Raw genomic sequence first — 26,571 nt, forward strand, 5'->3', positions numbered from 1 at the left:
TGGTCTTCTTTGTTTCTTTTTTTAGATACACTCCAGAGTGAAAGAGCTAGAGTAGCTTGTGTTCTAGACTTAAGTAGATGTGCCTTGCTTTCGGGTTTGATCTTAAGAGCTTAGTCAAACCTTTAACTACAATTGGAAAAGCTTAGGCAGGGTGCTGTTTAAGCTTTTCTTATTTAGTGGCATAAAGGTATTTGAATTTGCTACAATAGCGATAGCAAGCTGAATGAAAGAATAGAGAGGAATGACGAAGATGGAAGAAGTAAAAGTAATTACGCCTGAAGAACTTCAAAAACGCGTTGAAAATGGAGAAGAACTTCATTTAGTTGATGTGCGCGAAGATGAAGAAGTAGCAGAAGGGATGATTCCAACTGCTAAACACATTCGTATGAATGATATTCCAGTTAACTTGGATTATTTTGATAAAGACAAAGAATATATTTTCATTTGCCGTTCGGGCCGCCGCAGTGAAAACGTATGTTACTACCTTCAAGAACAAGGACATAAAGTAACAAATATGGTTGGCGGCATGTTAGAGTGGGAAGGAAAAACGGTTAATAAATAAAAAAGAGGCTGGGATAAAAGTATCTCAGTTGAAGTGAAAAATGAACTATTAATCAACATGTTTGATTAGTGGTTCTTTTTTTTGTTTCGTGCCTTTTAGCAGTTGATTGGAGGGAAAGGCGACGTCTTGCATGAAAATCGACTGCCGTGTTACAAGCGGTTCAGCTCATGTATCCCATTTGTTCGTCTTTAGATTGGATTAAGTTCGTTATGTCTCAACCTCTTTTTTTGAATTAAACTTCTGCCATCCGACTAAAATGATAGTAGCAAAACAAATGATGACTAAATCTATAAAAGTCTTCATAAAAATAAAGGTAGGAAGAAGTTGAAAATCAGTACAAAAGCCATCATTGAGAGAAGCAGTCCATTCTGATTGAAACAAATTTGATAGGACAAGGTGGTAGAAGCTGTGATACAAGTGAAAATGTTTGATAAAGAGCATGAAAAAGATTTAGAGTTTGCGGTGAACCGATTTTTACGAAAATTAGAAGATGAAGACGTCGTGGATATTAAATATCAAGTCACAGTGGATGTTGATCGTGATGAGCAAGTGTACTGTTTTTCAGCCATGGTTATGTATAAAGCCTAGCATATTATGCTAGGCTTGTTGCAAATTCTCCTGCATTACTCCCCGCCAAACGGCCTGTTACAAGAGCAGAAGTAATATTGTATCCTCCAGTATATCCGTGGATATCAAGAATTTCCCCGCAGAAGTAAAGGCCTTGCATAAATTTCGAAGACATTTCTTTTGGGTGAATTTCTTTAACTGATACGCCGCCTCCTGTGACGAATGCTTTCTCTAAAGAAAGCGTGCCGTTTACAGCAAATTCAAATCGTTTGCACATTCTCGAGAACTCTCTCAGTTTTTCATGCTGAATCTGTCCCGCTAGTGCTTGGCTATCAATGTCTGCTTGCTCGAGTAAAAATAATAGATAGCGTTCAGATACAAAACCTTTTAAAACATTTTTAATCGCTTTTTTCGGCTCTTCTTTTGTCATTTTGGCTAATTTTTGAAAAATCTCTTCTTCATTTTGGCTAGGAAATAAATCAATAGACATTTGAACAGTGTTGCTTTTTTGTTTCTTTAACTCTTTAACGACATATTGGCTGCAGCGAAGAGCGGCGGGACCAGAAATGCCAAAGTGAGTGAAAATCATATCCATCTGATGAGTAATGACAGGCTTGCCTTTTTTATTAAGCACGCTTAATCCTACATTACGAAGCGATAGACCTTGAAGCGTTTTGGTTTTAATAAAGTGTTCGCTAGATGTAATAGGAACTTCTGTTGGGTAAAGTTCAGTAATTTTATGCCCCGCATCTTTTGCCCATTGATAACCGTCTCCTGTCGAACCTGTATGAGGCACTGATTTTCCACCTACTGCAATCACAACGCTTTTCGTTTGGATTGCTTCTCCGTTTTGAAGCACAACTTCTTTCACGGTGTTGTTTTCATAGGTTACGCGTTTAACGGCTGTATTTGTACGAATTGTCACACGAAGACGGTGAAGTTCGCTAATTAATGCATCAACAACAGATTGAGCTTTATTGCTAACCGGAAACATACGCCCGTGATCTTCTTCTTTTAATTTAATTCCAAGGCCTTCAAAATAGGAGATGATATCTTCGTTATTAAAAACAGAAAACGCACTGTATAAAAAGCGTCCGTTTCCTGGAATGTGTTTAATAAGTTCATCAATCGGAAGGCGGTTTGTTACATTACAGCGTCCGCCCCCAGAAATGGCAAGTTTTCGTCCGAGTTTATTGCCTTTATCAATTAATAATACGTTTGCACCTGACTCTCCAGCTGCAATCGATGCCATCAAACCAGAAGGTCCTCCTCCGATTACGACTACATCATATATCATACTTTCACCAACCTGTCTATTCTTAAAAAATTTTAGTTTGTTCACTGACAAATCTCTCAACATTGGATAAAATGGGCTATAGTCTTTGTTTTTTTAGTTTGTTGACGAGTGCGAGTGAGTATAAGACCTTTCTTAGTGTATACTGTCACTTGCTTCTTTTCAATTCTATCATTATTATCAGTATGTAACATTAAGTATCGGAGGCAAACGTATGTCTGATTCAAAATTGTTAAGAGGGACCTTTGTGCTAACGCTTGGCACGTATGTATCCCGAATCTTGGGAATGATTTATTTATTTCCATTTGCGATCCTTGTTGGAACCGTAGGGGGAGCACTGTTTGGTTACGGATATAACCAATATGCTATTTATTTAAGTATTGCTACAGCCGGTATGCCAATGGCCGTATCGAAATTTGTGTCAAAATATAATGCACTCGGTGATTATTATACGAGTAGAAGAATGTACCGGGCCGGCATGAAATTAATGCTTGTCACAGGAATACTTGCATTTTTACTTTTATATTCGTTAGCTCCTGTTATGTCTAGAATTACACTGGGAGGTTCTGATTTAAATAACTCCTTAGAAGATGTAGTAATGGTTATGCGAATGGTTAGTATTGCGTTAATTGTAGTACCGATGATGAGTTTAATGCGAGGATTTTTCCAGGGACACCAGTCTATGGGACCAACAGCCGTTTCACAAGTAGTTGAACAGCTTGTGCGGGTTGTCTTTTTATTAGCATCGACCTATATTGTCATCAAAGTTGTACATGGGAGTCTTGCATTAGCGGTTGGATTTGCTACAATGGGGGCTTTTGTAGGAGCTCTTGCTGGACTGGCCGTATTAATTTGGTACTGGAAAAAACGAAAGCCTCATCTCGATAAAATGGTGAACGAGCAGACGGTAACGCCTACGCGTATTTCTACCTTATCCATTTTTAAAGAGCTGCTTACGTATTCATTGCCATATGTATTTGTCAGCTTAGCTATTCCGCTGTATCAGTATGTGGATCAATTCACATTTAACCGTGCGATGGTAGCGGCTGGACAAAAAGAAATAGCGGAGTCCATGAACGGAATTGTTCAGTCTTATGTTCCAAAGCTTGTGATGATCCCTGTTTCATTAGCTACTGCGTTCGGTTTGACTCTTGTACCAACGATTACACGTTCATTTGTGAATAAAGATTATAATGTATTGCAAAAGCAAATTGATCAAACATATCAAACGATTATGTTTCTTGTGCTGCCAGCATCTGTAGGGTTAATGGCTTTAGCTGGCCCAGCCTATACGTTTTTCTTTGGAACAGATGCATCGGATGCGGGTGGAAATGTCTTGCTTTATTATGCACCGGTAGCTTTATTATTCTCATTTTTTACGGTTAATGGAGCTATTTTACAAGGAATCAACAAACAAAAATATGCTGTTTTAAGTTTATTATTTGGGTTGATTGTGAAAATTGTTTTGAACGTTCCATTTATTCTTATGTTCCACGAGATTGGTTCAGTTTTAGCGACAGCACTAGGCTATATCGTATCTCTTGTTTATATGTTTGCGCTTATTCAAAAACACGCAAAATATAACTACAGTGAGTTTATAAAACGCTCCGTGCTCATTCTCATTTTTGTTGCGATTATGGGAATCAGCGTAAAAATTGTCGCAGCAGTGATTGGTCTGTTTACAGAGCCAGGACGATTCTCCGCCACTGTTATTACGATTATAGGAGCAGCAGTAGGCGGCCTTATTTACTTTATCATTACCTATCGTTCAAGCCTGCTTGAAAAAGTAATGGGAGCGAGGGTAACAGGTGCAATTGAACGAAAGATACTGCGCCGAAATAAACAGCGCAGTGCATAAGAAGATGACTCGTTAGAGTCATCTTCTTTTCAAAAAAGAGGAGGATATTACATGCGTTTGGATAAATTGCTTTCTACTATTGGGTACGGAAGCCGAAAAGAAGTGAAAGGTCTTTTAAAGACAGGAGTTGTTAAGGTAGATGGTACAGCGGTTAAAGATGCCAAGGTACACGTTAATCCAGATGAACAAGAAATAACTGTACATGGCGAAGCCGTTTCTTACCGAGAATTTGTTTACTTTATGCTGCATAAGCCGCAAGGTGTCATATCAGCGACCGAAGATTCTCTTCATGAAACAGTGTTGGACTTACTTGAACTTGACGATGCTGTGTACGATCCATTTCCGGTAGGGCGTTTAGACAAAGATACAGAAGGGCTCTTGCTGCTGACGAATGACGGTCAGCTTGCACATCAGCTGCTATCTCCTAAAAAGCATGTTCCTAAAACGTATTTTGCAAAAATTAATGCACCGGTGACTGAAGAAGATGCTGAAGCATTTAGACAGGGTGTCACTCTTGATGATGGATACGTAACAAAATCAGCAGAATTAAAGATACTAACAAGCAATATGGAATCAGAAATTGAATTAACGATCGTTGAAGGGAAATTTCATCAAGTGAAGCGTATGTTTGAAGCAAGAGGAAAAAAAGTAACGTATTTAAAACGTTTATCTATGGGAGCTTTGCTATTAGACGAGTCGTTAGATTTAGGAGAGTACAGGGAGTTAACCGAAGAAGAACTAGCTTTATTACAAAAATCAAATGCCTAAGAAGAGGCGAAAGAAAAAGGAACCTAAGTCTAAAATGGTTCCTTTTTTGTCCACTTTATTAGACAAGTGAAACATTTCACGTTAAAGCACTTAAACGAGTACCAACTCTGCTTGACGTGCAAATGGAGCGGGGGACTATGCACTCGTCCAAGTCTTGACTTTCTACTGCGTAGAATTTTATCTCTATATATAAATCACTTACTACCCTTGAAATAAACTTACTAGGATGACATCTTGACCTTCTTTTGCGTAGTCGTCCATGTACCGCGACTTGGGCTGCGAACTAAATCATTATATGCTAACACATTCAAGTCACGCTGAATGGTTCTTGGTGTAATACCAAATTCGTCTACGAGCTCTTGCGTTGTAACTGTTCCATTTTTACAAATGAACATATAGACCGATTTGATACGAGTTAGCATTCGATTAGTTGAAGGTTTCAAAAAACCACTTCCTTATTCGTTTTTCGTAAGGCACAACTTCTTTATAACTCTGAGATGTCAAGCACTATTTCAGTCCTTATCCTTATTGTACACAAAATCGACAGAAAAATAAAAGAGAAAACGCAAATTAACACAATATTTACAAAAAATGATATAAATATGTAATCCTTTCGTAACATCTCCTTCCTCTATTTGCACATTTTTTATAGTATATGTAAACAATAAACAAATAGAATCCGTTTTTATCGATTGTGCCTACAAATTATTTCCCGGAATTTTGACTCTGTAAACCTTTGATATGAAAGGAAAGAGACAATTATTTCTTTCTATATAAAGGTATGATAAAGTTAAATTTACCAATAGTAATGATAGATACAATCTGGAAAAGCAGGCAAAGGAGACAAATAGATGACGGCAATTAATTGGAAAGAGGAAGTTCAAAAAAGAGAAGCTGAAATTCTAGCTGAGACGCAGCGTTTTCTACAAATTAAAAGTGTTTTGACAAGCACAGAAAAACAAGAAGAGCCATTTGGACCTGGAATTGCCCAAGCGCTTCACTTTCTTTTAAATAAAGGAAAAAATGACGGGTTTTCCGTCAAGAATGTGGATGGATATGCAGGCCATATTGAAGCGGGAGAAGGAAAAGACCTTCTTGGCATTCTTTGTCACGTAGACGTTGTTCCTGAAGGAGACGGATGGTCGGTTGATCCATACGGCGGCGAAATAAAAGATGGGAAAATTTTTGCTAGAGGAGCAATCGATGACAAAGGCCCGACGATGGCTGCTTATTATGCGATGAAAATTGTGAAAGATTTAGGGCTTCCTCTATCTAAGCGGGTTCGAATGATTATTGGAACGGATGAAGAAAGTGACTGGAGATGTGTGGACCACTACTTCAACCATGAAGAGATGCCAACGATGGGATTTGCGCCGGATGCGGATTTTCCTATCATTTATGCTGAAAAAGGCATTACAGACGTAGAAATTCGCCAGCAGCCAATTGAAGGAACAAAGGGAAGCGTCCAGCTTACATCATTTGTCTCTGGGCGACGCTACAATATGGTTCCTGATCTTGCAACAGCTGTTCTTGAATTCCATAGTGAAACGGATATTAAAAATAAATATGATCAATTTTTAAAAGATGAGTCTTTAAAAGGTTCAATAACCGAAAAGAGCGGTGCGTATACACTTACTCTAGAAGGAGTTTCAGCACATGGCAGCGTGCCTGATAAAGGGAAAAATGCTGGGCTTACACTTCTTCGCTTTTTACATACATTAGAACTTGATGAACAAGCTAATCAGTTTGTAGGTTATGCAAATGCGTATTTAGTTCAAGATGCACTAGGAGAAAAAATGGGCTTGAATCGCAAAGATGAGGTCACGGGTGATTTAACGATAAATGTGGGAATCATGTCTTATAGTCAAGAAGAAGCGGGGCACTTTGGCTTAAATATTCGCTATCCTGTATCAGCTCATATTGACGATATTATTGATACGATTAAAGAAAAAAGTGAATCTTATCAAATGACCATCAAACATTTTACAGATTCTAAACCACATCACGTCGATCAAAAACATGAGCTTATTCAAACGCTTCAAAAGGTTTACCAAGAACAAACAAATGAAGAACCTACACTTATTTCAATCGGAGGAGGAACATATGCCAGAGCATTAGAAGCGGGTGTGGCATTTGGCCCTCTTTTCCCAGGCCGTGAAGAAGTAGCGCACGAAAAAGATGAGTACATGGTAATTGAAGATTTACTTCGTGCAACAGCTATCTATGCACAGGCTATTTACGAATTAGCTAAATAAAAAAGCGAACGCCTTTGCGTTCGCTTTTTTTATTATTCAAATGAGAAGAGGTCGCTTGATAAATAACGTTCACCCGTATCGCAAGCAATACATACGACCACTTGATCGGGAGATAATTTTTTGGCTACCTCGATAGCAGCATAGCACGCAGCGCCTGATGAAGGGCCGACTAAAATTCCTTCTTCAGAAGCTAAGCGTCGCGTAATATCGTAGGCTTGTTCATCTTTAATTTTTAAAATTTCGTCGTAAACATCTACGTTAAGCGTATCAGGAATAAATCCAGGGCTTGTTCCTACAAGCTTGTGCTTTCCAGGTCTTCCTCCAGATAATACAGGAGAACCAGCGGGTTCCACAACGTGAACGGTCATGTCTGGGTAGTTCTCTCTTAGAACTTCACCTGTGCCTGTGATCGTTCCGCCTGTTCCAGCAGTAGCAACAAAAGCGGATAAGTCTTTTCCTAAATCGTTCATCGCCTCAATAATTTCCTTAGCAGTCGTTTTTCGATGTGCGTCAGGGTTTGCATTATTTTCAAACTGCATAGGCATAAATGCATTTGGAATTTCTTTTGTAAGCTCTTCTGCTTTGCGAATTGCCCCGCGCATTTTTTCATCGCCCGGTGTTAGAACCACTTCAGCACCATATGCTTTTAACAAGTTAATTCGTTCTTGAGTCATGGTATCTGGCATGACTAAAATAGAACGATACCCTCTTGCCGCGGCATTCATAGCTAAGCCAATACCTGTATTTCCGCTCGTTGGTTCAATAATTGTGGAATTTTCATTGAGCAAGCCTGCTTTTTCAGCTTCCATGATCATATTAAAAGCAGCACGGTCTTTTACACTACGGCTCGGATTAAAAAATTCTAGTTTTAAGTAAACGGATGCTCCATCTGCTGGTTGAAGGCGATTTAATTTAACAAGAGGTGTCTCGCCAATCAAATCAGCCATATTGTTAACAACTTTCATTTTTCTCATCCTTTTCTTATAAAAATTCTCTGTATTGTTTCTATGATAACACAAATTCTTATTTTTTAAGCACATGGCAAATTTTCAGAAAAACCTCTCTATTTTATCCAAAAAACCTTTAAAATAAATCTAGTTCTTTTTGAACATAACAAATTGGGGAAAGATAATGAAAAGAAAAGGAGGGATTTGATGAAAGGTGATCAACACTATTTTATTGGAATCAACGTGCCTGTCTCCATTGCACGTCAGGCAGAAAGTTGGGCAAAGGAATTAACACCTTTTCCTTTCAAACAATGGACATACCCTGACGATTATCATATAACGCTACAATTTTTAGGATTTGTCGGGAACAAAAAGGAAAAGCTGATTAGTCGCTTAAAAGAAGTAGCCTCCCGTCATTCAAGTTTTTCACTGCAGACAGGTCAGTACGATGTGTTCGGTGCGTATAACAAGCCTAGAGTGCTTTATGTAAGCCTTAAGCCAAATGATAAGCTTATGAATCTACAAAGGGATATACAGGCCGTATGGGGAGACCTAAGCGGCTTATACGAAAAACGTCCTTATCGTGCTCATATTACGATTGCAAAGAAGTGGGGAGGGGAAGCCGGGCTTTCTGAAGAGCATTTAAAGCAAACGTTGATTAAAGAACAGTTTCAAGTGAGTTCGTTTGCTCTTTTTGAAGTTCATCCTGCTAGCAAACCTAAATATAAAAAAATACTATCTTTTTCCTTGCCGTCACAGTAGCATATGAACATACAAGCATGGAGAGAGGGTATTTAAAAATCACTCTTATCAAAGGAAAGAAAACGCCGATGATAATAGAGAAATGATCGGTGAACAAAGTTTTAGAGGAATTTTAATTAGGGGATTGATGTAAACGTGGCGCAGCTACTTAAGGTGCAAGATTATATTTCCCGTTATGAAAAAGACGTTTATCACTACACGTCTCAGTTTAATCATTTAAAAAAACATAATTGGAAGAAAGCAAAGCAATTATTTGAAGAAGGGCTATTACATGAGCCGCCTGTACAAGAAGAAACAAAAGCTCAACGTTCATTTTTGCAAAAAGCAAAAGAGCGGTTTACAAGAAAAAAACAAACGTTTGAAGTGGAAGAAGCGTTCTCTAGCGATAGCGTGGAAAATCAAGAGCTATTAAGGTTTACAACTCTTCCACAAACAGCGGAAGATTTGAAAATATTGTTTTTAGAAAATGTATTTGATCTTCAAATGAAATGGGCTACATCCACTTTATTTGAGTTCTCGCAAGCAGATCGTAAATATTACCATGATGAAGCTCTCCGTTATTTTATTCAGCGCTTTCCTGATACGTATCTTGTGATGTACAAGCCTATTTTCCTGATTAATAAAGCTCCGGTAGAAGGGGATATCATTATTGTTACTCCAACGGAAACCCTCTGTATTTGTTTAATAGAAACATATAAAAGCGCTGTTTTTCAGTATTCAAAAGAAAATTTTTGGACAGAGTTAAGAGGAAGAGATCAAAAAAAGATATTAAATCCTTTAATTGGGTTAAATCGAATGGAGCAAATTGTCCGAAGCATTTATCGTACTCACGATATTGAACATAGCGTAAAGAAAATATTACTAAGCAGAAATGGATACATTGACTACGCTGCGGAGCCTTATCAGGTTGAATTTGTAGATGCTAGAAAGTATGAAGAATGGTTTTATGAACTTCGGAAATCTAAGGCGCCTTTAAAGTTTAAACAGATGAAAGCAGCTCAGGTACTGCTCGAACACAGCCAGAGTATTTATTTTGACCGGGAATTCGAAGCAGGTGAATAATCCGAACATTCATGCTATGAAAGTGCTTTCGTTTTTGCGTTTGCTACATATAATGCTACTAAAGAGGTAATTGGCATAAGGAGGAGAAAAGGATGACTGGTGATAATAAGTTTCAGGCTTATTTAGATCAAATAGATCGTATTACTCTTTTAGTTCCAACTTCTTATCATGAAGGTCAAATTGATTTTTTTGTGATTAAAAGTGCACAAATCCATGAGACCATCTCTATTGAAAACGTACATGAATTAGAAGGTTTTATCAAATATGAAGGCAAGGTCGAAGATAGCATAGAAATTGGACATTCGTACGTTATCTGTGATAACTACGGGGAGAAAGTTCCGCTGCAAGTAGGGGCTGTTATACGAACAAAAGAGTTTGATGAAAGATTTTATTATAATCAAAATGATTTGGGTGCAGCCTTTTATTCAGATCATATTATGATAAAAGTCTGGGCTCCGACTGCATCAGCAGTGGTTTTAAAATTAATACATGCAAACAGCGGAGAAGAAGAACTGTACGTTATGACTCGTCAAAGAAAAGGCGTATGGGAAAAGGAACTTTCTTTAGATAAAGAAGGGTATTATTATCGATTTTTAATAGATGTAAACGGTCGGACAAATGAAGCGGTGGACCCTTATGCCGTTGCAGCTACAGCAAATAGTGAATACGGAGTTCTGGTAAATCTTCATACAGCCTATGTTCATCTCCATGAAAAGCCGCCTTTCCTTCAGTCAACGGATGCCGTTATTTACGAAATGCATGTTCGAGACTTTTCTGTTCATCCTTCAAGCGGGATAGAAAAAAAAGGTACGTACCTAGCTGTTACTGAATCAAGCGGTCAGCCAGGCAAAACAACAGGTCTCCATTATTTAAAAGAGCTAGGAGTGACCCACCTTGAATTTCTTCCGATTAACGACTTTGGCGGAGTAGATGAATTAAATCCTCATGCTTCTTATAATTGGGGGTATAATCCATTGTTGTTTAATGTGCCGGAAGGAAGCTACTCTGCTGACCCTTCAAATCCCGCCACTCGTATTGTTGAAGTGAAGCAATTAATATCAACACTTCATCAACAGGGATTCCGTGTTATTATAGATGTAGTTTATAATCACGTATTTGTACGTGAAGAATCACCTTTTGAAAAAATTGTTCCCGGCTATTATTTTCGGCATGATGAGTTTGGGATGCCTTCGAACGGGACGGGAGTAGGAAATGATTTTGCTTCTGAACGGAAAATGGCGCAAAAGTTTATTATCGATTCAGTATTATTTTGGATAAAAGAGTACGATGTTGATGGTTTTCGCTTTGACCTCATGGGGATTTTAGATATAGAAACGATGAAAATCATTCGGGAAAAAATAAATGAAATTGATTCTACTATTTTGGTGTTTGGCGAAGGCTGGGATTTAAATACTCCTCTTCCCCACAATCAAAAAGCAATGATGGCGAATGCCCGCCAAACGCCTCAAATCGGCTATTTTAATGACCGCTTTCGAGATTCTGTAAAAGGAAGCACGTTTGATGTGCATGAAAAAGGTTTTATCAGCGGAAATATTCATCAAAAAGAAGCGGTGCAATCTGTGATAGCGGGGAGCATTCTGGATAAAGAAGACAGTCCCGCTTTATTTATAAATCCAGCACAGTCAATTAATTATGTTGAATCACATGATAATCATACGCTGTGGGATAAGTTAACGAATTCAAACGGAGACGAAGACGAAGACACTCGTAGAAGTCGTCATCGCCTTGCTACTGCTATTGTGCTTCTTTCGCAAGGCATACCGTTTCTTCATAGTGGTCAAGAGTTTTACCGCACTAAAAAAGGCGTAGAGAACAGCTATAATTCACCCGATGATATTAATGCAATTGATTGGAATCGAAGAATGGAATTTTCTGCTGATGTGAATTGGGTTCAAGAGCTGATTCGTATTCGCAAACAGCACGGTGCATTTCGCTTGGGGGATGCTTCAGCGATTAGGCAGCATGTCTCTTTCCTAAACACGCCGAAATCCGTTATTGGCTATTTCTTATCAAACGTATTGGCCTACGGTCCGTGGAAGAATATTATTGTGTTTTTTAATCAAGGCCTAATGGAAGAAAAAGTAGTTTTGCCAGAAGGACCATGGAAAATAGTACTTGATCATTGTAAAGTATATAAAAATGGGTATCCTACTATAGAGGATAATGCTATAAATGTTCCAAGGCTTAGCGTTCTTATTTTATTTCAAACATAATTATTGTCTTCAACCACTTGACGAAAAAAGTGTGATGGAGATAATATTTATAAAGGATGGCTATTGATACATATCCTCAATAGCCGTCTTTTTTATTTACTAAGAAAATAACGTCATGATGTCTTAATAGATTGCTTTATTGAGTGAAATTTTTAAACGAAATGTGTGTGTTGAAATTGAAGGTGAATTGGTTGGAAGATATATTAGGAAGCGAATGGGAAATTACTCCTGCTGGCGGAGCGACAGGAGAAGCTTATTTTGCAAAATTTCAAGACCGAAAGCTTTTTTTAAAGCGTAATTCATCACCTTTTTTAGCAGTATTGTCAGCTGAAGGAATTGTACCGAAGCTCGTGTGGACAAGACGAATGGAAAATGGAGATGTGATCACAGCTCAGCACTGGCTAGATGGTCGAGAATTAAAACCAAAAGATATGAATTCGAGTCGAGTGACAGAATTGCTTAGTAAAATTCATCATTCAAACGAGTTATTAGATATGTTGAAAAGGTTAGGGAAAACACCGCTTCTTCCCGAAGACGTGCTAGCTGATATTCTAGAGAACGTGGACGAACGACTTCAAAAAGAGAGTATTGTAGAGCAGGGAATCAGCTATTTACAAGCAGAGCTTCCGTCCATTCGGACAGATAAATATGTTGTGTGTCACTGTGATGTGAACCACAATAACTGGATGCTTGGAGAGAATACGCAGCTATATTTAATCGATTGGGACGGAGCGATGATTGCAGATCCTGCTATTGATTTAGGTTTATTGCTTTATTGGTACATCAATCCATCTCAGTGGGAAGAATGGCTTGAGCATTATGGGATTGAACTAACTGAGAACTTGAAAAAGAGAATGAAGTGGTATGTGATAAGTCAAACCATTTTATTCATTGAATGGCATCGTTCGAAAAACGAACATTCTGAAATGAATTACTGGCTTGAATATCTTCGGATGTTGCTCGTCAACGACATTCAAGCACAGTAGCAAAGATTATGACAAGGTAGATAGTTCTTGGACCCATTGTGATAAATTTTGTTGATTGGTTTGAATATGTTCGTCTAAATGAGCAGCACTTTTTGCATCCTGCGTGTATTGATACACGTTTTGTAGTGTTGCTTGTACGTCTGTGCTAGCATGTCCTTTTGCTAACATTGATTGAATTAAACGTTCAACCTGTTCACATTCCGCAACCGTTCCGCAGCAATCACTTTGATGATTAGATAAAATATCTTTTAATATATTCATTTGGTGTTCGGCATTTAAAGGCATTAAGCATCATCCTTTCTCGTATGATGCTCTTATTTTTTTCTATCTAAACACAATTATGCATGAGAATGTCGGTTGTTTCGAATAACCGACATTTTCAATGCGTCAAAATAAATTAAAGAGGTGCAACATGAGATTACGAAACAAACCTTGGGCAAAAGATAAAATTGCTGAAAATCCCCAATACGTGGTTCCAAACCCAACGGAGTATAAAGGAAACTGGAAAGAAGTTTTTGGGAATGAAAATCCTCTTCATATTGAAGTAGGAACAGGAAAAGGCCAATTTTTAGTAGGGATGGCTAAACAAAATCCGCATATTAACTATATTGGAATTGAAATGTACGAAAGTGTCATCTTAAGTGCTCTAGAACGATTGATTGAAGAAGAGCTTCCAAATTTAAAGCTGTTGAATGTAGATGCTAACCACCTTAGTGAGTTTTTTACAAAAAATGATGTGGGTCGCGTTTATCTCAATTTCTCTGATCCATGGCCAAAAAAGAGACATGCCAAGCGCCGTTTAACATACAAAACGTTCTTAAGCATGTATGAAAATCTGCTGGTTGATGGTGGAGAAATTCACTTTAAAACAGATAATCAAGGGCTATTTGAGTATTCATTGACAAGCTTTTCAGAATATGGGCTTCTTCTCAAGTACATTAGCTTAGATTTGCATAAAAGTGATTTTGAAGGCAATGTTATGACGGAATATGAAGAGAAATTTTCACAAAAAGGCAGCCGCATTTACCGCTGTGAAGTAAAATACCTGAATGAAAAAGACTGAGTTCCTCAGTCTTTTTTTGTTCAAAAAGAGAAGGGGATAGTGATAAAATAAAAAGGAATATAATGGAGGTGTAAAATGGAAACGTTAACAATAGGCGAATTAAAAGTGACATGGCTTCGTGGAGGGAATAATCATTTAGACGGAGGGGCAATGTTTGGTGTTGTTCCAAAAGAGCTTTGGACAAAAAAATATCCTATCTCAGAAGGAAATCGAATTCCAATGAGGACTGATCCTTTGCTCGTTCAAACTGAAAAACACCTCATGTTAATTGATGCAGGCATAGGAAAAGGGATGTTGGATGAGAAAAAAAAGCGTCATTTTGGCGTAACGGAAGAATCATTTATTGCTGAAGACTTACAAAAGTTAGGGTTTACGTGTGAAGATATTACTCATATCATTATGACGCATCTCCACTTTGATCATGTGTCAGGCTTAACAAAATGTATCAACGGAAATTTTTCCTCTGCTTTTCCAAATGCAAGAATTTTTGTTAGCGACATCGAGTGGAATGAAATGAGAAATCCTAATATACGTTCTAAAAATACGTATTGGAAACAAAATTGGGAATTTATTCAGCATCAAATAATAACATTTAGCGACAAAGATGAAATTGTGCCTGGAGTAACTGTTCATCATACCGGCGGTCACAGCGATGGCCATGCTGTAGTTGTATTAAAAGGAAACAACGACATCTTAGTGCACATGGGCGATCTTTTGCCAACACATGCACATCAAAATGTCTTATGGGTAATGGCATATGATGATTATCCAATGACTTCGATTGAACAAAAACAGCAGTGGCTAGCTTATGCCTATGAGCATCAAGCTTGGCTAAGTTTTTATCATGATGCTTTTTATCGAGCTGTAAAATGGGATAATAAAGGAGAAATAGTTGACGAAATTAAACGGGTGCATTCAACGTCAATTCAATAATAGCACCGCTTTTTTTATCAATGAAAAACTCGTAATGTTCCTGTTTTGCATCACGTGTTCTGATAATTCCACCTGTATAACCATAAAAAGAGAGACCATGTTTTTGAATGACTTTAGTTGTTGTTTCAATCCATGAGCCGTCGATTGCCCCGTTTTGTTTAAAAGCGCTTTTAACAATCGCAAGGGCTTCCGATGAGGAAATTGACGACTTTCTTTTTTGAATAATATAAGCGCTTGCAAATCCGACTGCAGCTCCTGCTATTAGTTGAGTCCATTTCACGTTATTCACCTGCTTTTTAAGGATATGTTTTCATTATTATATCAAATTGTCGAATGCTTTGTTAAGTTGAGTCATAGAAGAGAAGGACGGAACTAGCAACTATTTCCGGTTTTCGATACAATAAAGAAAATGATACATAAAGGAGAGTATATATGAACAATGAAACGCTATCTCTATTTAAAACATTAACGGAGTTACCAGGTGCCGCTGGAAACGAACATCAAGTACGTTCATTTATGCGCTCGCAAATTGAACCCCTTGTAGATGAAGTCATTCAAGATGGGTTAGGAAGTTTATTCGGCGTTCGTTATAATGAAGAAAAAGGTCCTAAAGTAATGGTAGCAGGACATATGGACGAAGTAGGATTTATGGTTACATCTGTAACAGATAAAGGAATGCTTCGTTTTCAAACTCTAGGAGGATGGTGGAGTCAAGTACTTCTAGCTCAACGCGTCCATGTTGTTACAAAAAAAGGTCCTATCACCGGCGTAATTGCTTCTATTCCTCCCCATTTATTAGATGAATCACAGCGCAACAAGCCGATGGCCATTAAAAATATGATGATTGATGTGGGCGCAGATAGCAAGCAGGAAGTAGCAGAAATGGGCATTCGTCCTGGCGATCAAATTGTACCGATTTGTCCGTTTACGCCAATGGCAAATGAAAAGAAAATATTGGCGAAAGCATGGGATAACCGCTATGGGTGCGGACTTGCGGTTGAATTATTAAAAGAAGTAAAAAATGAAAAATTGCCAAATATCTTATATTCTGGAGCTACTGTTCAAGAAGAAGTAGGACTTCGCGGTGCTCAATCAGCTGCGAATATGATTAAACCGGATTTGTTTTATGCACTAGATGCTAGTCCTGCTAACGATACATCAGGCGATAAAAATGCATTTGGACAATTAGGAAAAGGCGTATTACTTCGTATCTTTGACCGTACGATGGTCACACATAGAGGAATGAGAGAATTTATTTTAGATACAGCTGAGACAAACAGCATCCCTTATCAATACTTCGTTTCTCCAGGAGGTACGGATGCAGGGCGCGTTCATACTTCTAATAATGGCGTTCCTTCTGCAGTAATCGGCGTATGTTCACGTTATATTCATACTCATGCATCTATGATTCATGTGGATGACTATGCAGCTGCAAAAGAATTATTAGTTAAACTTGTACGTTCTACAGACCAAACAACGCTTGATACGATTAAGCAAAACGGATAAAGAAGAACAAAGCAGCTGCTTTTGCGGTTGCTTTGTTTCATAATGACAGGAGAAAAAAATGAAAATTGCAATCGGAACGAAGAATCCAACAAAAGTAAATGCAGTAAAAAAAGTATTTGGAGATACTTTTACATACGTAGAGGTAGACGTGCAGTCCGGGGTGTCGCCACAGCCTTTTTCTGATGAAGAAACCATCCAAGGAGCGATTAACCGCGCGCGTGCTGCTGTCAAAGCGACAGGTGCTGATATAGGCATTGGACTTGAAGGAGGGGTGCAGGAAACGCCTCATGGCTTATTCCTTTGCAACTGGGGAAGTCTTGTTACCTCTAAGGACCTTGAACCGATTTTAGGTGGAGGAGCTCGTATTCTGCTTCCTGAAGCGGTAGCCGGTATGCTTCGTCATGATAAAAAAGAATTAGCCGAAGCTATGGAAGTGTATACAAACCAAAAGAATATTCGAAAAAAAGAAGGAGCAATCGGTATTTTCACCAATGGAAATTTAGATCGGACCGCTATGTTTTATCAAGTTGTTTTAATGCTAAAAGGACAGCTGGATTTTAGGACAAATCAAGCTGTTCAATAGGAAATTTCTTTGTAACCCTTTATAATAGAAAAGCATCAGTGTATGATAGTTGCAACAACTCATATACTATGTTTTGATGTAGAAGGATTAAATAATGTATGGGGCTTTAGCCGTTTAAATACGAAAGTAAAAGAAAAAGTGGAGGAAAGAAAAATGGAAAAAATGCAAACAATTGAACAATACAAAGAAATCATTAAAGAAGGAAAACATATCATGATGTTTTCAGCAGACTGGTGCCCAGATTGCCGAGTAATCGAGCCTGTGCTTCCAGAAATTGAGGCGAATCATAGCGAGTATACATTTCACTATGTCGACCGCGACGACTTCATCGATCTTTGTGCAGAATTAAGCATCTTTGGAATTCCAAGCTTTGTTGGTTACAGCAACGGAGAAGAAACAGGGCGTTTTGTCAGCAAAGACCGTAAAACAAAAGAAGAAATTGAAGAGTTTATTAACGGCTTAAATGCATAAATCAAGTGAAGACTGATAGCTATCTACAGCTATCAGTCTTCATACATAAAAATGAGAAAAGGAGGCGTAAATATGGCGAAAATGAATAGTCAAAAGATGAGAAAACTACTAGAAGAGCGATTAACGGGTGCGGATTGGTCATTTTTATTTGATCGTGAAAAAGATACGCTGCGCGTTGAACATCAGGAAACGAAAAAAGGTGTAACCATTTCTTTACCTGGGCTAATTGCAAAATGGGAAGAAAAAAAGGAAGCAGCTCTAGATGAAATGGTATATTATATAAAAGAAGCTCTTCGTGTTATGAACGATGAACAGCAGGTAACGGGAAAAGAAAAGCGCATTTATCCAGTTATTCGCTCAACGTCTTTTCCGGATAAATCGAATGAAGACGTGCCGTTGATTTATGATGAACATACAGCTGAAACACGCATTTATTATGCGCTTGATTTAGGCAATACATATCGTCTATTAGATGAGAAACTAATTCGCAAGGAAAATTTAGATCTATCCGCAGTGCGGGAAATGGCTAAATTTAATCTTCGCTCTTTGCCGATTTCCCATAAAAAAGATACGGTAGCAGGCAATGACTTTTATTTTGTAAATCAAAACGATGGATACGATGCAAGCCGAATTCTTAATGAGGCATTTTTGCAAGATTTTGCTTCTAGTGTTTCGGGCACAATGGCTGTAGCAGTACCTCACCAAGATGTGCTGATTCTAGCTGATATCCAAAACGAAACGGGTTATGATATTCTTGCGCAGATGACCATGAGCTTTTTTGCAAGTGGACGTGTACCCATCACAGCTCTTTCATTTTTATACGAAAACGGCGAGCTAGAACCTATTTTTATCCTAGGAAAAAATCGCAGTAAAGGACGGGACTAATTATGAATCTTTTTTATAATAAAGAAGGCATCGGCGATACGTTAATCGTCAAGCTAGAAGAGATCGCAATTGAAAATCGCACGTTTGAAACAAAAGGCGACGTTGTGCGTATCTTTGATCAAAAATCAAACACAACAGCTGGCTATAACATTTTTCATGCTTCTTCTAAGTTGAAAGTAGAGGGAAATGGTTCTCTTGAATTGACAGAAGAAATGGTGGAAGAAGTAAATCGTGTACTTAGCGAAAGCGGTTTTGAAGGTAAACTTGAAGTGGATTTATCTCCTAAATTCGTAGTGGGATATGTTCAAGAAAAAGAGAAGCATCCAAATGCAGATAAGCTGAACATCTGTAAAGTAGATGTTGGCACAGAAACACTTCAAATTGTATGCGGAGCACCAAATGTAGACGCAGGTCAAAAAGTGGTGGTAGCAAAAGTAGGCGCGGTTATGCCAAGTGGTATGATCATTAAAGATGCAGAGCTGCGCGGTGTGCCTTCTTCAGGTATGATTTGCTCTGCTAAAGAGCTGGCGCTTCCGAACGCTCCTCAAGAAAAAGGGATTTTAGTACTTGAAGACAAATATGAAGTAGGTCAGCCTTTTCAAGCATAAAAGCAGAGTGCGATACTGATTTATAGGGCAAAAGCATGATGTTTTTTTACACGTATATTTCAAAGCGTTACAGTTGCTGAAAAGCAATTGTCAATTCTTAAAAAGGTTTGATAAAATTAAAAGCCACTAGTATATACTAGTGGCTTTTTTCGCGTTTAATTATAAGTGCTAATTAAACGTGAAAAAATATTTTTGCAAAGAGGAATTTTACTGTATAAATAAGGGAAGCAAAATAGTAGATTTTATAGTAAGAGTTCAAGCATACGTGATAGAATGATAAATGAAAAGATAGTATATATATCCATCTCAGAGAATACTTTGAGGCCAAAGGTAAATAAAGGATGCATGGATAGCTTTTTGTAGATATCGCAGCACTGCGGTATAAGAGGCTAAACGAAGTAAGATAGTCTGATAGAAAGAGTGATAAAAATGGGTTTTGTACGAAAAGTAATGGATTATTTACTAGGATACGAAGTGAAAGAAATTGTTGTAGACGAACATGGAAATACAACGGAAGAATACCCTTTAAATAGAGAAAAAACAATTCCTAAAAAGAAGGCTCCTAAGCCTAAACAAATGCAGTCAGTTCATCAAAAGCCAGTGATGAAAGCAGCGCCAAAACCTTCTGTTCCACACTCGGCCAGAACGCAAAAACGGAGTTACAGTGAAGAACAGCAAGATGTTCATACAAAAGTAGCTTATCAATATCCAAAAGGAACGTTTCGTTTCCCTTTAATTGATGATATGGGAGAAACAAAAAAGTCAGCAATTCCTAAAAATGAACCAAGGCCTGTAGCAAAAAAGGCACCGGCTCCGTTTTATCAAGAGCCTGTTCGCAAGTCGGCGCTAACGCAGCCTAAGTCAGTATCTCAGCCGTTAAAAACAGTATCTGAAAAGAAAGAAGCGATTCCGCAAGTAAGAAAACGTCCGTTTCGTCCGACTGAAATTCCTTCACCTGTCTATGGGTTTAATAAGCGGCCTTCTAATGTTGTACAAACCGGGAGTGAGGAAGTAGTAGAATATGAGCTTCCGAGTACACAGTTATCAAAAGCAGCGTTTGAAGATGAAATTTACCGACGAGCCATGAATACGTCTGTTGTAGAGCCGTTAAGAAAACCAGTTTCTAAGCCTGTAGCCGAAGAAGCGCCGGTTCAAGAAACGGAAGAAATGATGCAACTGTCTTCTCAGCGTTTTGCTCAGTGGAAGCAATATGAGGAAAATCAAAAAGAGAAGCTATCATTTCCTGAAGAAAAGCTAAGTTCTTCAGTAGCCGTAAAAGAACAGGAAGAGGCTCCAACTTTTGAAGAATCACACGCGGTCGAACCGTTAGTGGCAAAAGAGAAAGCTCCTGACTGGGATTTGGCGGAAGAAACAGCAGTAGCCGAAGAGGCTTCAATTTCAAAGGAAACGCCTCCGTTTGAATCATCCGTTTCGTTCCAACAAGAGATCGGAAATGAAGCTGAAGAGGTAAAAGCAGAAACGTTGATGGAAGAAAGCATAGCTCTTTTACAAGCAGCAGAAGAAGTAGAAGCACTAAAGCCTAGAAAGATAGAAGAAGCTCCAGCCGCTGAGAAAGAAAGTGACGTCATTCTAGAAGAGCCAACAAACAGTGTTCATATTGAAGCAGAACACGAGTTGAATTCTGAAAGTTTACATCCATCGCAACCCGCAGCTGATGAATGGCAACCAGAAGCGGCACCGGCTGTTGTTCACCAAGAGCTTGAAAATTCAGTGATAAAAGAGGAAGAGAGCAGTATACAAGAAAGTCAAGAGTTACAAGGACAAGTACAGCAAGAGTCAGCTGTAGAACCTCTTGTACCTGCAGAACAGCCAGGGAATGCTGAACGAGCTCGCGGCAAGCGATTAGTACCTTTTAATGTGATGATGCTGAAAAAAGACCGCACAAAGATGGATAACAGCGCTCGAGAAAAAAGTCAGCCGTCCCAAGGTTCATACCAAAGGCAGGAAGCAGAAGGTCTGCAAAAAAAAACGGAAGTAAGTAGGCAAGAAGAAGTTCACGGTGAAAAAACCAAAGAAGCGGTTCCGCAGGCTTCATTAAAAGCTGAAGAACCTGTAAATGTAAAAGCTTCTTCTCCTTATACATTTCCTGGAATGAACTTGCTTAACATTCCTCCGGCCGCTATTGAAGAAGATAATCAATGGGCGGATGAGCAGCGTGAGCTTTTGGATATGACATTAAAAAACTTTAACGTTCGAGCTAAGGTCGTAAACGTCACGCAAGGTCCTACCGTGACCAGATTTGAAGTACATCCTGAGCCCGGTGTGAAAGTGAACAAAATTACAAATTTAACAGATGATATTAAACTGAGCCTAGCCGCGCGTGATATCCGAATTGAAGCGCCAATTCCAGGGAAAAATACGATTGGAATTGAAGTCCCAAACCGTCAAAGTAAGCCGGTGTTAATTCGCGAAATTTTGAGGCATCCTTCTTTTAGAAAAGATAACTCTCCTTTAACGGTGGCGTTAGGGTTAGATATTTCAGGAACGCCGGTTGTGACTGACTTGAACAAAATGCCTCACGGTTTAATTGCCGGAGCGACGGGGTCTGGTAAAAGTGTCTGTATTAATACCATTATCGTCAGCTTGCTTTATAAAGCTGCGCCACACGAAGTCAAGCTTATGTTAATTGACCCTAAAATGGTTGAACTAGCTCCTTACAACGGAATTCCGCATTTAGTCAGCCCGGTTATCACGGATGCTAAAGCAGCTACTACAGCTTTAAAATGGGCAGTAGAGGAAATGGAGCGCCGTTATGAACTGTTTGCACATGCGGGCGTACGTGATATTACAAAATACAACGAACGTGTAAAAGAACACCATGAAAAAAGCGGGGAGCTGCCATATCTAGTTATTATTATTGATGAACTTGCCGACTTAATGATGGTATCTCCGGGGGAAGTAGAGGAAGCTATTTGCCGTATTGCGCAAAAGGCAAGAGCGTGTGGCATTCACTTATTGCTTGCAACGCAGCGTCCTTCCGTAGATGTTATTACAGGCTTAATTAAAGCGAATGTGCCAACGCGTATCGCATTTTCTGTTTCTTCGCAAGTTGATTCACGTACAATTATCGACACAGGAGGAGCAGAAAAGCTATTAGGTAAAGGTGATATGCTGCTTCTTGAAAACGGATCTTCTAAAAGCGTTCGAATTCAAGGGAACTTTGTTTCAGATGAAGAAATTGATCGCGTTGTAGATCATGTCAAAAAACAAATGAAGCCAACATACTTATTTGATCAAGAAGATTTGTTGAAAAAGCAGCAAAGCTTTGCTTCGAATGAAGAAGATGAGCTTTTCTATGAAGCATGCGAGTTTGTGCTAGATCAAGGCGGTGCATCTACTTCCAGTCTGCAAAGGCGCTTCAGAATGGGGTACAATCGCGCAGCGCGCCTAATTGATATGATGGAGCAGCAAGGAATTATTTCAGAAGCAAGAGGAAGCAAGCCGAGAGATGTGCTCATTACCGAAAACGAGCTTCAGGAAATGGAAAGTCAAACAGCCACCTCTACATTTTAAGCTGTTTTTCTGCATGTAGGTTAAAAAAGGAGGCTATGCAAGATCAGCAGGATACAGCTTTATGTGAGCTAACGCTCTGTCACTGTATCCATCGCCTCTTTTTTCCTGCTTTAAGTTCGTTTATACAGAATTTGAGTAGAGATTTTGGAAGAAATACATCAGGAAAAAAAGGAAAAGGTTTGTCAGAACTAGTAAAATGATTTACTATATGTAAGGATAATGTGTGTTTTGCTTTTTTAGCATGTGATAGTTTGCTATCATTTCTCACCAGCAGAAACATATGAGCTGAAGGCGTTTAAAGAGGACAAATCAAAATAATTAGAGTACGAGTGAAGAGTAATGACAGAAGAAAATCATGAACTGATTAACTTTAATGAAATTCGTGAACAAAAGCAGCTTCAGTCTGATAATGCTATTTGCGACTTTTACAATCAATATTTCTTTTTTGTGAACCGCTATACGAATATACGAGAAAAAGTGCGGGCTTCACATCTATTTAAAGAGTTAGTAAACTTGCCTCATGAGGCGCCTCTGTCTGATTCCCATGAACAATTATTTTTTCAGTGGTTTGCATTTGAATATGTAACCATCCAGGGGAAAACCCTGCTGCAGCTTTTTTTAGCTGATCAGGCGAAGCAGAAAACAGAGTCGTTTTTGATTCAAGGAGCCTTTTTTTTGACGAGTGTACTAGAGCCAATTATTGTGTCTAAAGTACCTAATTCGTTTTTCTTAAAAGGATATACCCCATTGACAAATGAGCAGGTTATCATCAAAGATGTAAGAGGAAGATTTGCAAATTTAGAGGAACAACAAGTAATTTGGATTCGAAAAATAAAATCAATCGGATATGACGTGTTAATTGACTCTTTCTTTTTAGGACATAAACAACGCATTGAACAGTTAGTAACGCAATATAATAACAAAAAAAATGCAATGACATGGCGCTCATTTTTAAAACAGCAGGCTATATACTATGTGATGAAGCCAAAATAAAAGGCCGTTTCGCAAGGGAAGAGAGTAGAAATGGAGTCATGGAGTTATGTTATAAGAAGTGATATAATGTACGAATGTTATCGTGAAATCAGCAATCAAACGACATTTATATACGTTTGTAAGAGCAATTCTAGATAACCGTCATATACTGTCTTACAGATAGACGAATGTTGGAGGTTCTTTATATGACAGTTTACCATTTTGTAGGTATTAAAGGAACAGGAATGAGTGCGCTTGCGCAAATCCTAAACGATATGGGCTTTCAAGTTCAAGGATCGGATATTGAAAAAGAAATTTTTACGCAAAAAGCACTAGAACAGCAGGGAATTCCTGTTTTACCATTTGATAAAAATAATATTAAAGACGGCATGACTGTAATCGCAGGAAATGCTTTTCCTGATACGCATGAAGAAATTGCAGAAGCTGCTTCAAAAGAAGGAGTCACGCTTGTACGCTATCACCGTTTCTTAGGTGACTTTATGAAACAGTATACGAGTGTAGCCGTAACAGGAGCACACGGAAAAACATCCACAACGGGTATGTTAGCGCATGTGATTCAAGGAGCTGAACCTACTTCATATTTAATTGGAGACGGTACGGGTAAAGGTGTAAAAGACAGCAAGTATTTTGCGTTTGAGGCATGTGAGTATCGCCGCCACTTCTTATCTTATACGCCAGACTATGCAATTATGACGAATATTGATTTTGATCACCCTGATTATTTTGCCAATATCGATGATGTATTCAGCGCGTTCCAAGAGATGGCACTTCAAGTCAAAAAAGGAATTATTGCCTGTGGTGACGATGAACATCTGCAGCAAATTCAAGCGAAGGTACCTGTTCTTTATTACGGATTAGGCGAAGAAAATGATTTCCAAGCACGTAATATCGTAAAAAGCACAACAGGCACAACATTTGATGTGTTCGTTCGTAATACATTCCACGCATCATTTGAAATTCCAGGGTATGGCGACCATAACATCTTAAATGCACTTTCTGTTATTGCACTTTGTCATTATGAAGAAATTGATGTTTCTGTGCTGCAAGAGCGTTTTAAAACATATCAAGGTGTAAAGCGTCGTTTCAGTGAAAAGAACGTTGGCAAACAAGTGCTAATCGATGATTATGCACACCATCCAACGGAAATTAATGCAACGATTTCAGCTGCCCGTCAAAAGTATCCAAACCGTGAAGTTGTGGCTGTTTTCCAACCGCATACGTTTACGCGTACACAAACGTTCTTAGAGGACTTTGCAGCAAGCTTACAGCACGCTGATAAAGTATATCTATGTGACATTTTTGGATCAGCTCGTGAGCACCAAGGTAAATTATCAATTGAAGATTTACGAAGCAAAATCAGCGGAGCTGAATTAATTAATGAAGAAACAATTGAATCGTTAAAAGACCATAATGAAGCTGTATTAGTATTTATGGGTGCTGGAGACATTCAAAAGTTTGAAAAACTATATCAGCAGACCGTATCATAAAAAAAAGGCACTCTCCTGAGTGCCTTTTTTTATTTCAAAACTCATTTTAAATTTTCAGGATTTAACGCTTTTAATTCCTCAATGACAAATAGCCCGTCTTTACGAATCAACACGTCATCGAAATAAATCTCACCGCCGCCGTATTCTGGGCGCTGAATCATCACCATGTCCCAGTGAATATTTGACTTGTTTCCATTATACGCATCTTCGTAGCACTCGCCAGGAGTGAAGTGGAAGCTTCCGTCAATTTTTTCATCAAATAAAATGTCTTGCATTGGATGTTGAATATACGGATTTACACCAATCGCAAATTCGCCAACAAAACGAGCGCCTTCATCCGTATCAAAAATGCCGTTGATGCGTTCTGTATCATTAGCGGTTGCTTCAACAATCTTACCGTTTTTAAATGTTAAGGATACATTCTCAAACGTAAAGCCTTGATAGTTAGAAGGAGTGTTGTAAGAAATTGTTCCGTTTACAGAATCACGGACAGGAGCCGTGTATACTTCACCATCCGGAATATTCATTTCTCCGGCACATTTCACTGCAGGAATATCTTTAATAGAGAACGTTAAGTCCGTATTCTCACCTGTTAAACGCACTTTGTCCGTACGGTTCATGAGCTCAACTAAAGCATCCATCGCTTTGCTCATTTTGCCATAGTCTAAGTTACATACATCAAAGTAAAAATCTTCAAATGCTTCTGTACTCATTTTAGCAAGCTGCGCCATTGAATCGTTTGGATAGCGAAGAACGACCCATTTTGTTTTTGGAACGCGAATTTCTCTATGTACTTTTTTACCGATCGTATTCCCTTGGATTTTCATTTTATCTGCCGGAACGTCTGATTGTTCAAAAATGTTTGAACCAGAACGCAAGCCAATATAAGCATCCATTTCTTTCATCACATTTACTTCGAAGTCTGCCATCATATTGAACTGCTCTTCTTGTGCACCGTTTAAAAGAGCTCGGTCTACTGAATGATCTTTTAGCAGTACAAACGGATAGCCACCGGCCTTGTACGCTTCATCTACAAGTGCTGTCACAAGTTCGCGCTGAAGTCCAAAGTTTTCGATTAATACTTTTTCTCCTTTTTGAAGGCGAACAGAATAATTAATTAAATTTTTAGCTAATGTTGCAATTCTAGGGTCTTTCATAAATAGTGCCTCCTTAAAATAACAATGATTGGTGATTCACTTTCTATTGTACCCCA

The 26,571-nt window shown here is 38.5% G+C and carries 25 protein-coding genes; 19 read left to right on the plus strand and 6 right to left on the minus strand.

Going from position 1 to position 26,571, the window contains the following annotated elements; genetic code table 11:
• Positions 1–250: 250 nt before the first annotated feature.
• Together ACOZIR_RS00310 and ACOZIR_RS00315 are read left to right on the plus strand one after the other, a co-directional pair.
• Positions 251–562: a rhodanese-like domain-containing protein gene (locus tag ACOZIR_RS00310; protein WP_045291270.1), complete on the plus strand. Its 312-nt coding sequence runs from the start codon at positions 251–253 to the stop codon at positions 560–562.
• Between the two features lie 408 nt (positions 563–970).
• Positions 971–1,150: a sporulation protein Cse60 gene (locus ACOZIR_RS00315; protein ID WP_013059521.1), complete on the plus strand. Its 180-nt coding sequence runs from the start codon at positions 971–973 to the stop codon at positions 1,148–1,150.
• Positions 1,151–1,154: 4 nt separating this feature from the next.
• Here ACOZIR_RS00315 and ACOZIR_RS00320 read toward each other — a convergent pair whose 3' ends face one another.
• Positions 1,155–2,426 (minus strand): NAD(P)/FAD-dependent oxidoreductase, encoded by a 1,272-nt coding sequence (locus tag ACOZIR_RS00320; protein WP_045291267.1) that lies wholly within the window; start codon positions 2,424–2,426, stop codon positions 1,155–1,157.
• 211 nt (positions 2,427–2,637) lie between these two features.
• On the opposite strand from ACOZIR_RS00320, the gene ACOZIR_RS00325 reads away from it, so the two are divergent.
• The gene (locus tag ACOZIR_RS00325; RefSeq protein WP_310878338.1) at positions 2,638–4,281 is read left to right on the plus strand and encodes a polysaccharide biosynthesis protein; all 1,644 of its coding nucleotides are present in this window, start codon (positions 2,638–2,640) and stop codon (positions 4,279–4,281) included.
• Positions 4,282–4,332: 51 nt separating this feature from the next.
• Entirely contained in the window at positions 4,333–5,049 is a 717-nt protein-coding gene (locus tag ACOZIR_RS00330; RefSeq protein ID WP_045291263.1) for a pseudouridine synthase, read from the plus strand.
• Between the two features lie 221 nt (positions 5,050–5,270).
• On the opposite strand, the gene ACOZIR_RS00335 is transcribed toward ACOZIR_RS00330, so the two are convergent.
• Positions 5,271–5,492, minus strand: a complete 222-nt coding sequence (locus tag ACOZIR_RS00335) for a DeoR family transcriptional regulator (protein ID WP_013059517.1) — start codon at positions 5,490–5,492, stop codon at positions 5,271–5,273.
• A gap of 408 nt (positions 5,493–5,900) precedes the next feature.
• Here ACOZIR_RS00335 and pepV point away from each other — a divergent pair, with 408 nt between their 5' ends.
• Positions 5,901–7,304, plus strand: a complete 1,404-nt coding sequence (pepV, locus tag ACOZIR_RS00340; RefSeq protein WP_045291261.1) for a dipeptidase PepV — start codon at positions 5,901–5,903, stop codon at positions 7,302–7,304.
• A gap of 32 nt (positions 7,305–7,336) precedes the next feature.
• Here pepV and cysK read toward each other — a convergent pair whose 3' ends face one another.
• Positions 7,337–8,269, minus strand: coding sequence for a cysteine synthase A (gene cysK, locus ACOZIR_RS00345; protein ID WP_045291259.1), 933 nt, complete (start codon positions 8,267–8,269; stop codon positions 7,337–7,339).
• Positions 8,270–8,458: 189 nt separating this feature from the next.
• Here cysK and thpR point away from each other — a divergent pair, with 189 nt between their 5' ends.
• The 4 genes from thpR to ACOZIR_RS00365 all read left to right on the plus strand — a co-directional run bounded on the left by thpR (position 8,459) and on the right by ACOZIR_RS00365 (position 13,295).
• Positions 8,459–9,013 (plus strand): RNA 2',3'-cyclic phosphodiesterase, encoded by a 555-nt coding sequence (gene thpR, locus ACOZIR_RS00350; RefSeq protein WP_310878337.1) that lies wholly within the window; start codon positions 8,459–8,461, stop codon positions 9,011–9,013.
• A gap of 135 nt (positions 9,014–9,148) precedes the next feature.
• Positions 9,149–10,075 carry a hypothetical protein gene (locus tag ACOZIR_RS00355; RefSeq protein ID WP_045291255.1) on the plus strand — a complete coding sequence of 309 codons (927 nt, stop codon included), beginning with the start codon at positions 9,149–9,151 and terminating at the stop codon, positions 10,073–10,075.
• Positions 10,076–10,167: 92 nt separating this feature from the next.
• Positions 10,168–12,309 carry a type I pullulanase gene (gene pulA / locus ACOZIR_RS00360; RefSeq protein ID WP_045291253.1) on the plus strand — a complete coding sequence of 714 codons (2,142 nt, stop codon included), beginning with the start codon at positions 10,168–10,170 and terminating at the stop codon, positions 12,307–12,309.
• Positions 12,310–12,500: 191 nt separating this feature from the next.
• Entirely contained in the window at positions 12,501–13,295 is a 795-nt protein-coding gene (locus ACOZIR_RS00365; RefSeq protein WP_421535487.1) for a phosphotransferase, read from the plus strand.
• Between the two features lie 6 nt (positions 13,296–13,301).
• Here ACOZIR_RS00365 and ACOZIR_RS00370 read toward each other — a convergent pair whose 3' ends face one another.
• The gene (locus ACOZIR_RS00370; protein ID WP_045291248.1) at positions 13,302–13,580 is read right to left on the minus strand and encodes a YtzH-like family protein; all 279 of its coding nucleotides are present in this window, start codon (positions 13,578–13,580) and stop codon (positions 13,302–13,304) included.
• A 127-nt stretch (positions 13,581–13,707) separates the two neighbouring features.
• Here ACOZIR_RS00370 and trmB point away from each other — a divergent pair, with 127 nt between their 5' ends.
• Both trmB and ACOZIR_RS00380 read left to right on the plus strand, forming a co-directional pair.
• On the plus strand, positions 13,708–14,358 hold the full coding sequence (gene trmB / locus ACOZIR_RS00375; protein WP_045291247.1) for a tRNA (guanosine(46)-N7)-methyltransferase TrmB: 651 nt from the start codon (positions 13,708–13,710) through the stop codon (positions 14,356–14,358).
• 75 nt (positions 14,359–14,433) lie between these two features.
• Positions 14,434–15,291: a YtnP family quorum-quenching lactonase gene (locus tag ACOZIR_RS00380; RefSeq protein WP_310878336.1), complete on the plus strand. Its 858-nt coding sequence runs from the start codon at positions 14,434–14,436 to the stop codon at positions 15,289–15,291.
• Here ACOZIR_RS00380 and ACOZIR_RS00385 read toward each other — a convergent pair.
• Positions 15,260–15,571, minus strand: a complete 312-nt coding sequence (locus tag ACOZIR_RS00385; RefSeq protein WP_045291243.1) for a PepSY domain-containing protein — start codon at positions 15,569–15,571, stop codon at positions 15,260–15,262. The two genes, ACOZIR_RS00380 and ACOZIR_RS00385, sit on opposite strands and share 32 nt — an antisense overlap.
• Before the next feature lie 152 nt (positions 15,572–15,723).
• Here ACOZIR_RS00385 and ACOZIR_RS00390 point away from each other — a divergent pair, with 152 nt between their 5' ends.
• The 8 genes from ACOZIR_RS00390 to murC all read left to right on the plus strand — a co-directional run bounded on the left by ACOZIR_RS00390 (position 15,724) and on the right by murC (position 25,358).
• Entirely contained in the window at positions 15,724–16,797 is a 1,074-nt protein-coding gene (locus tag ACOZIR_RS00390) for a M42 family metallopeptidase (protein ID WP_045291242.1), read from the plus strand.
• Between the two features lie 58 nt (positions 16,798–16,855).
• A complete protein-coding gene (locus ACOZIR_RS00395) occupies positions 16,856–17,380 on the plus strand; it encodes a DUF84 family protein (RefSeq protein ID WP_045291240.1) in 525 nt (174 codons plus the stop codon).
• A 153-nt stretch (positions 17,381–17,533) separates the two neighbouring features.
• Positions 17,534–17,851: a thioredoxin family protein gene (locus ACOZIR_RS00400; protein ID WP_013059504.1), complete on the plus strand. Its 318-nt coding sequence runs from the start codon at positions 17,534–17,536 to the stop codon at positions 17,849–17,851.
• A gap of 72 nt (positions 17,852–17,923) precedes the next feature.
• The gene (locus ACOZIR_RS00405) at positions 17,924–18,736 is read left to right on the plus strand and encodes a DUF1444 domain-containing protein (protein WP_014457994.1); all 813 of its coding nucleotides are present in this window, start codon (positions 17,924–17,926) and stop codon (positions 18,734–18,736) included.
• Between the two features lie 2 nt (positions 18,737–18,738).
• A complete protein-coding gene (gene ytpR, locus ACOZIR_RS00410; protein ID WP_045291238.1) occupies positions 18,739–19,344 on the plus strand; it encodes a YtpR family tRNA-binding protein in 606 nt (201 codons plus the stop codon).
• Between the two features lie 429 nt (positions 19,345–19,773).
• The gene (locus tag ACOZIR_RS00415) at positions 19,774–22,878 is read left to right on the plus strand and encodes a DNA translocase FtsK (protein WP_310878335.1); all 3,105 of its coding nucleotides are present in this window, start codon (positions 19,774–19,776) and stop codon (positions 22,876–22,878) included.
• 339 nt (positions 22,879–23,217) lie between these two features.
• The gene (locus ACOZIR_RS00420) at positions 23,218–23,871 is read left to right on the plus strand and encodes a hypothetical protein (protein WP_045291236.1); all 654 of its coding nucleotides are present in this window, start codon (positions 23,218–23,220) and stop codon (positions 23,869–23,871) included.
• Positions 23,872–24,056: 185 nt separating this feature from the next.
• Positions 24,057–25,358 (plus strand): UDP-N-acetylmuramate--L-alanine ligase, encoded by a 1,302-nt coding sequence (gene murC, locus ACOZIR_RS00425; protein ID WP_310878334.1) that lies wholly within the window; start codon positions 24,057–24,059, stop codon positions 25,356–25,358.
• A 41-nt stretch (positions 25,359–25,399) separates the two neighbouring features.
• On the opposite strand, the gene ACOZIR_RS00430 is transcribed toward murC, so the two are convergent.
• Positions 25,400–26,515 (minus strand): aminopeptidase, encoded by a 1,116-nt coding sequence (locus tag ACOZIR_RS00430; RefSeq protein ID WP_310878333.1) that lies wholly within the window; start codon positions 26,513–26,515, stop codon positions 25,400–25,402.
• Between the last annotated feature and the right edge of the window lie 56 nt (positions 26,516–26,571).

Origin of the sequence: Priestia sp. D3YE.R1, assembly GCF_049199565.1 — a bacterium.
GTDB classification, from domain to species: domain Bacteria; phylum Bacillota; class Bacilli; order Bacillales; family Bacillaceae_H; genus Priestia; species Priestia aryabhattai.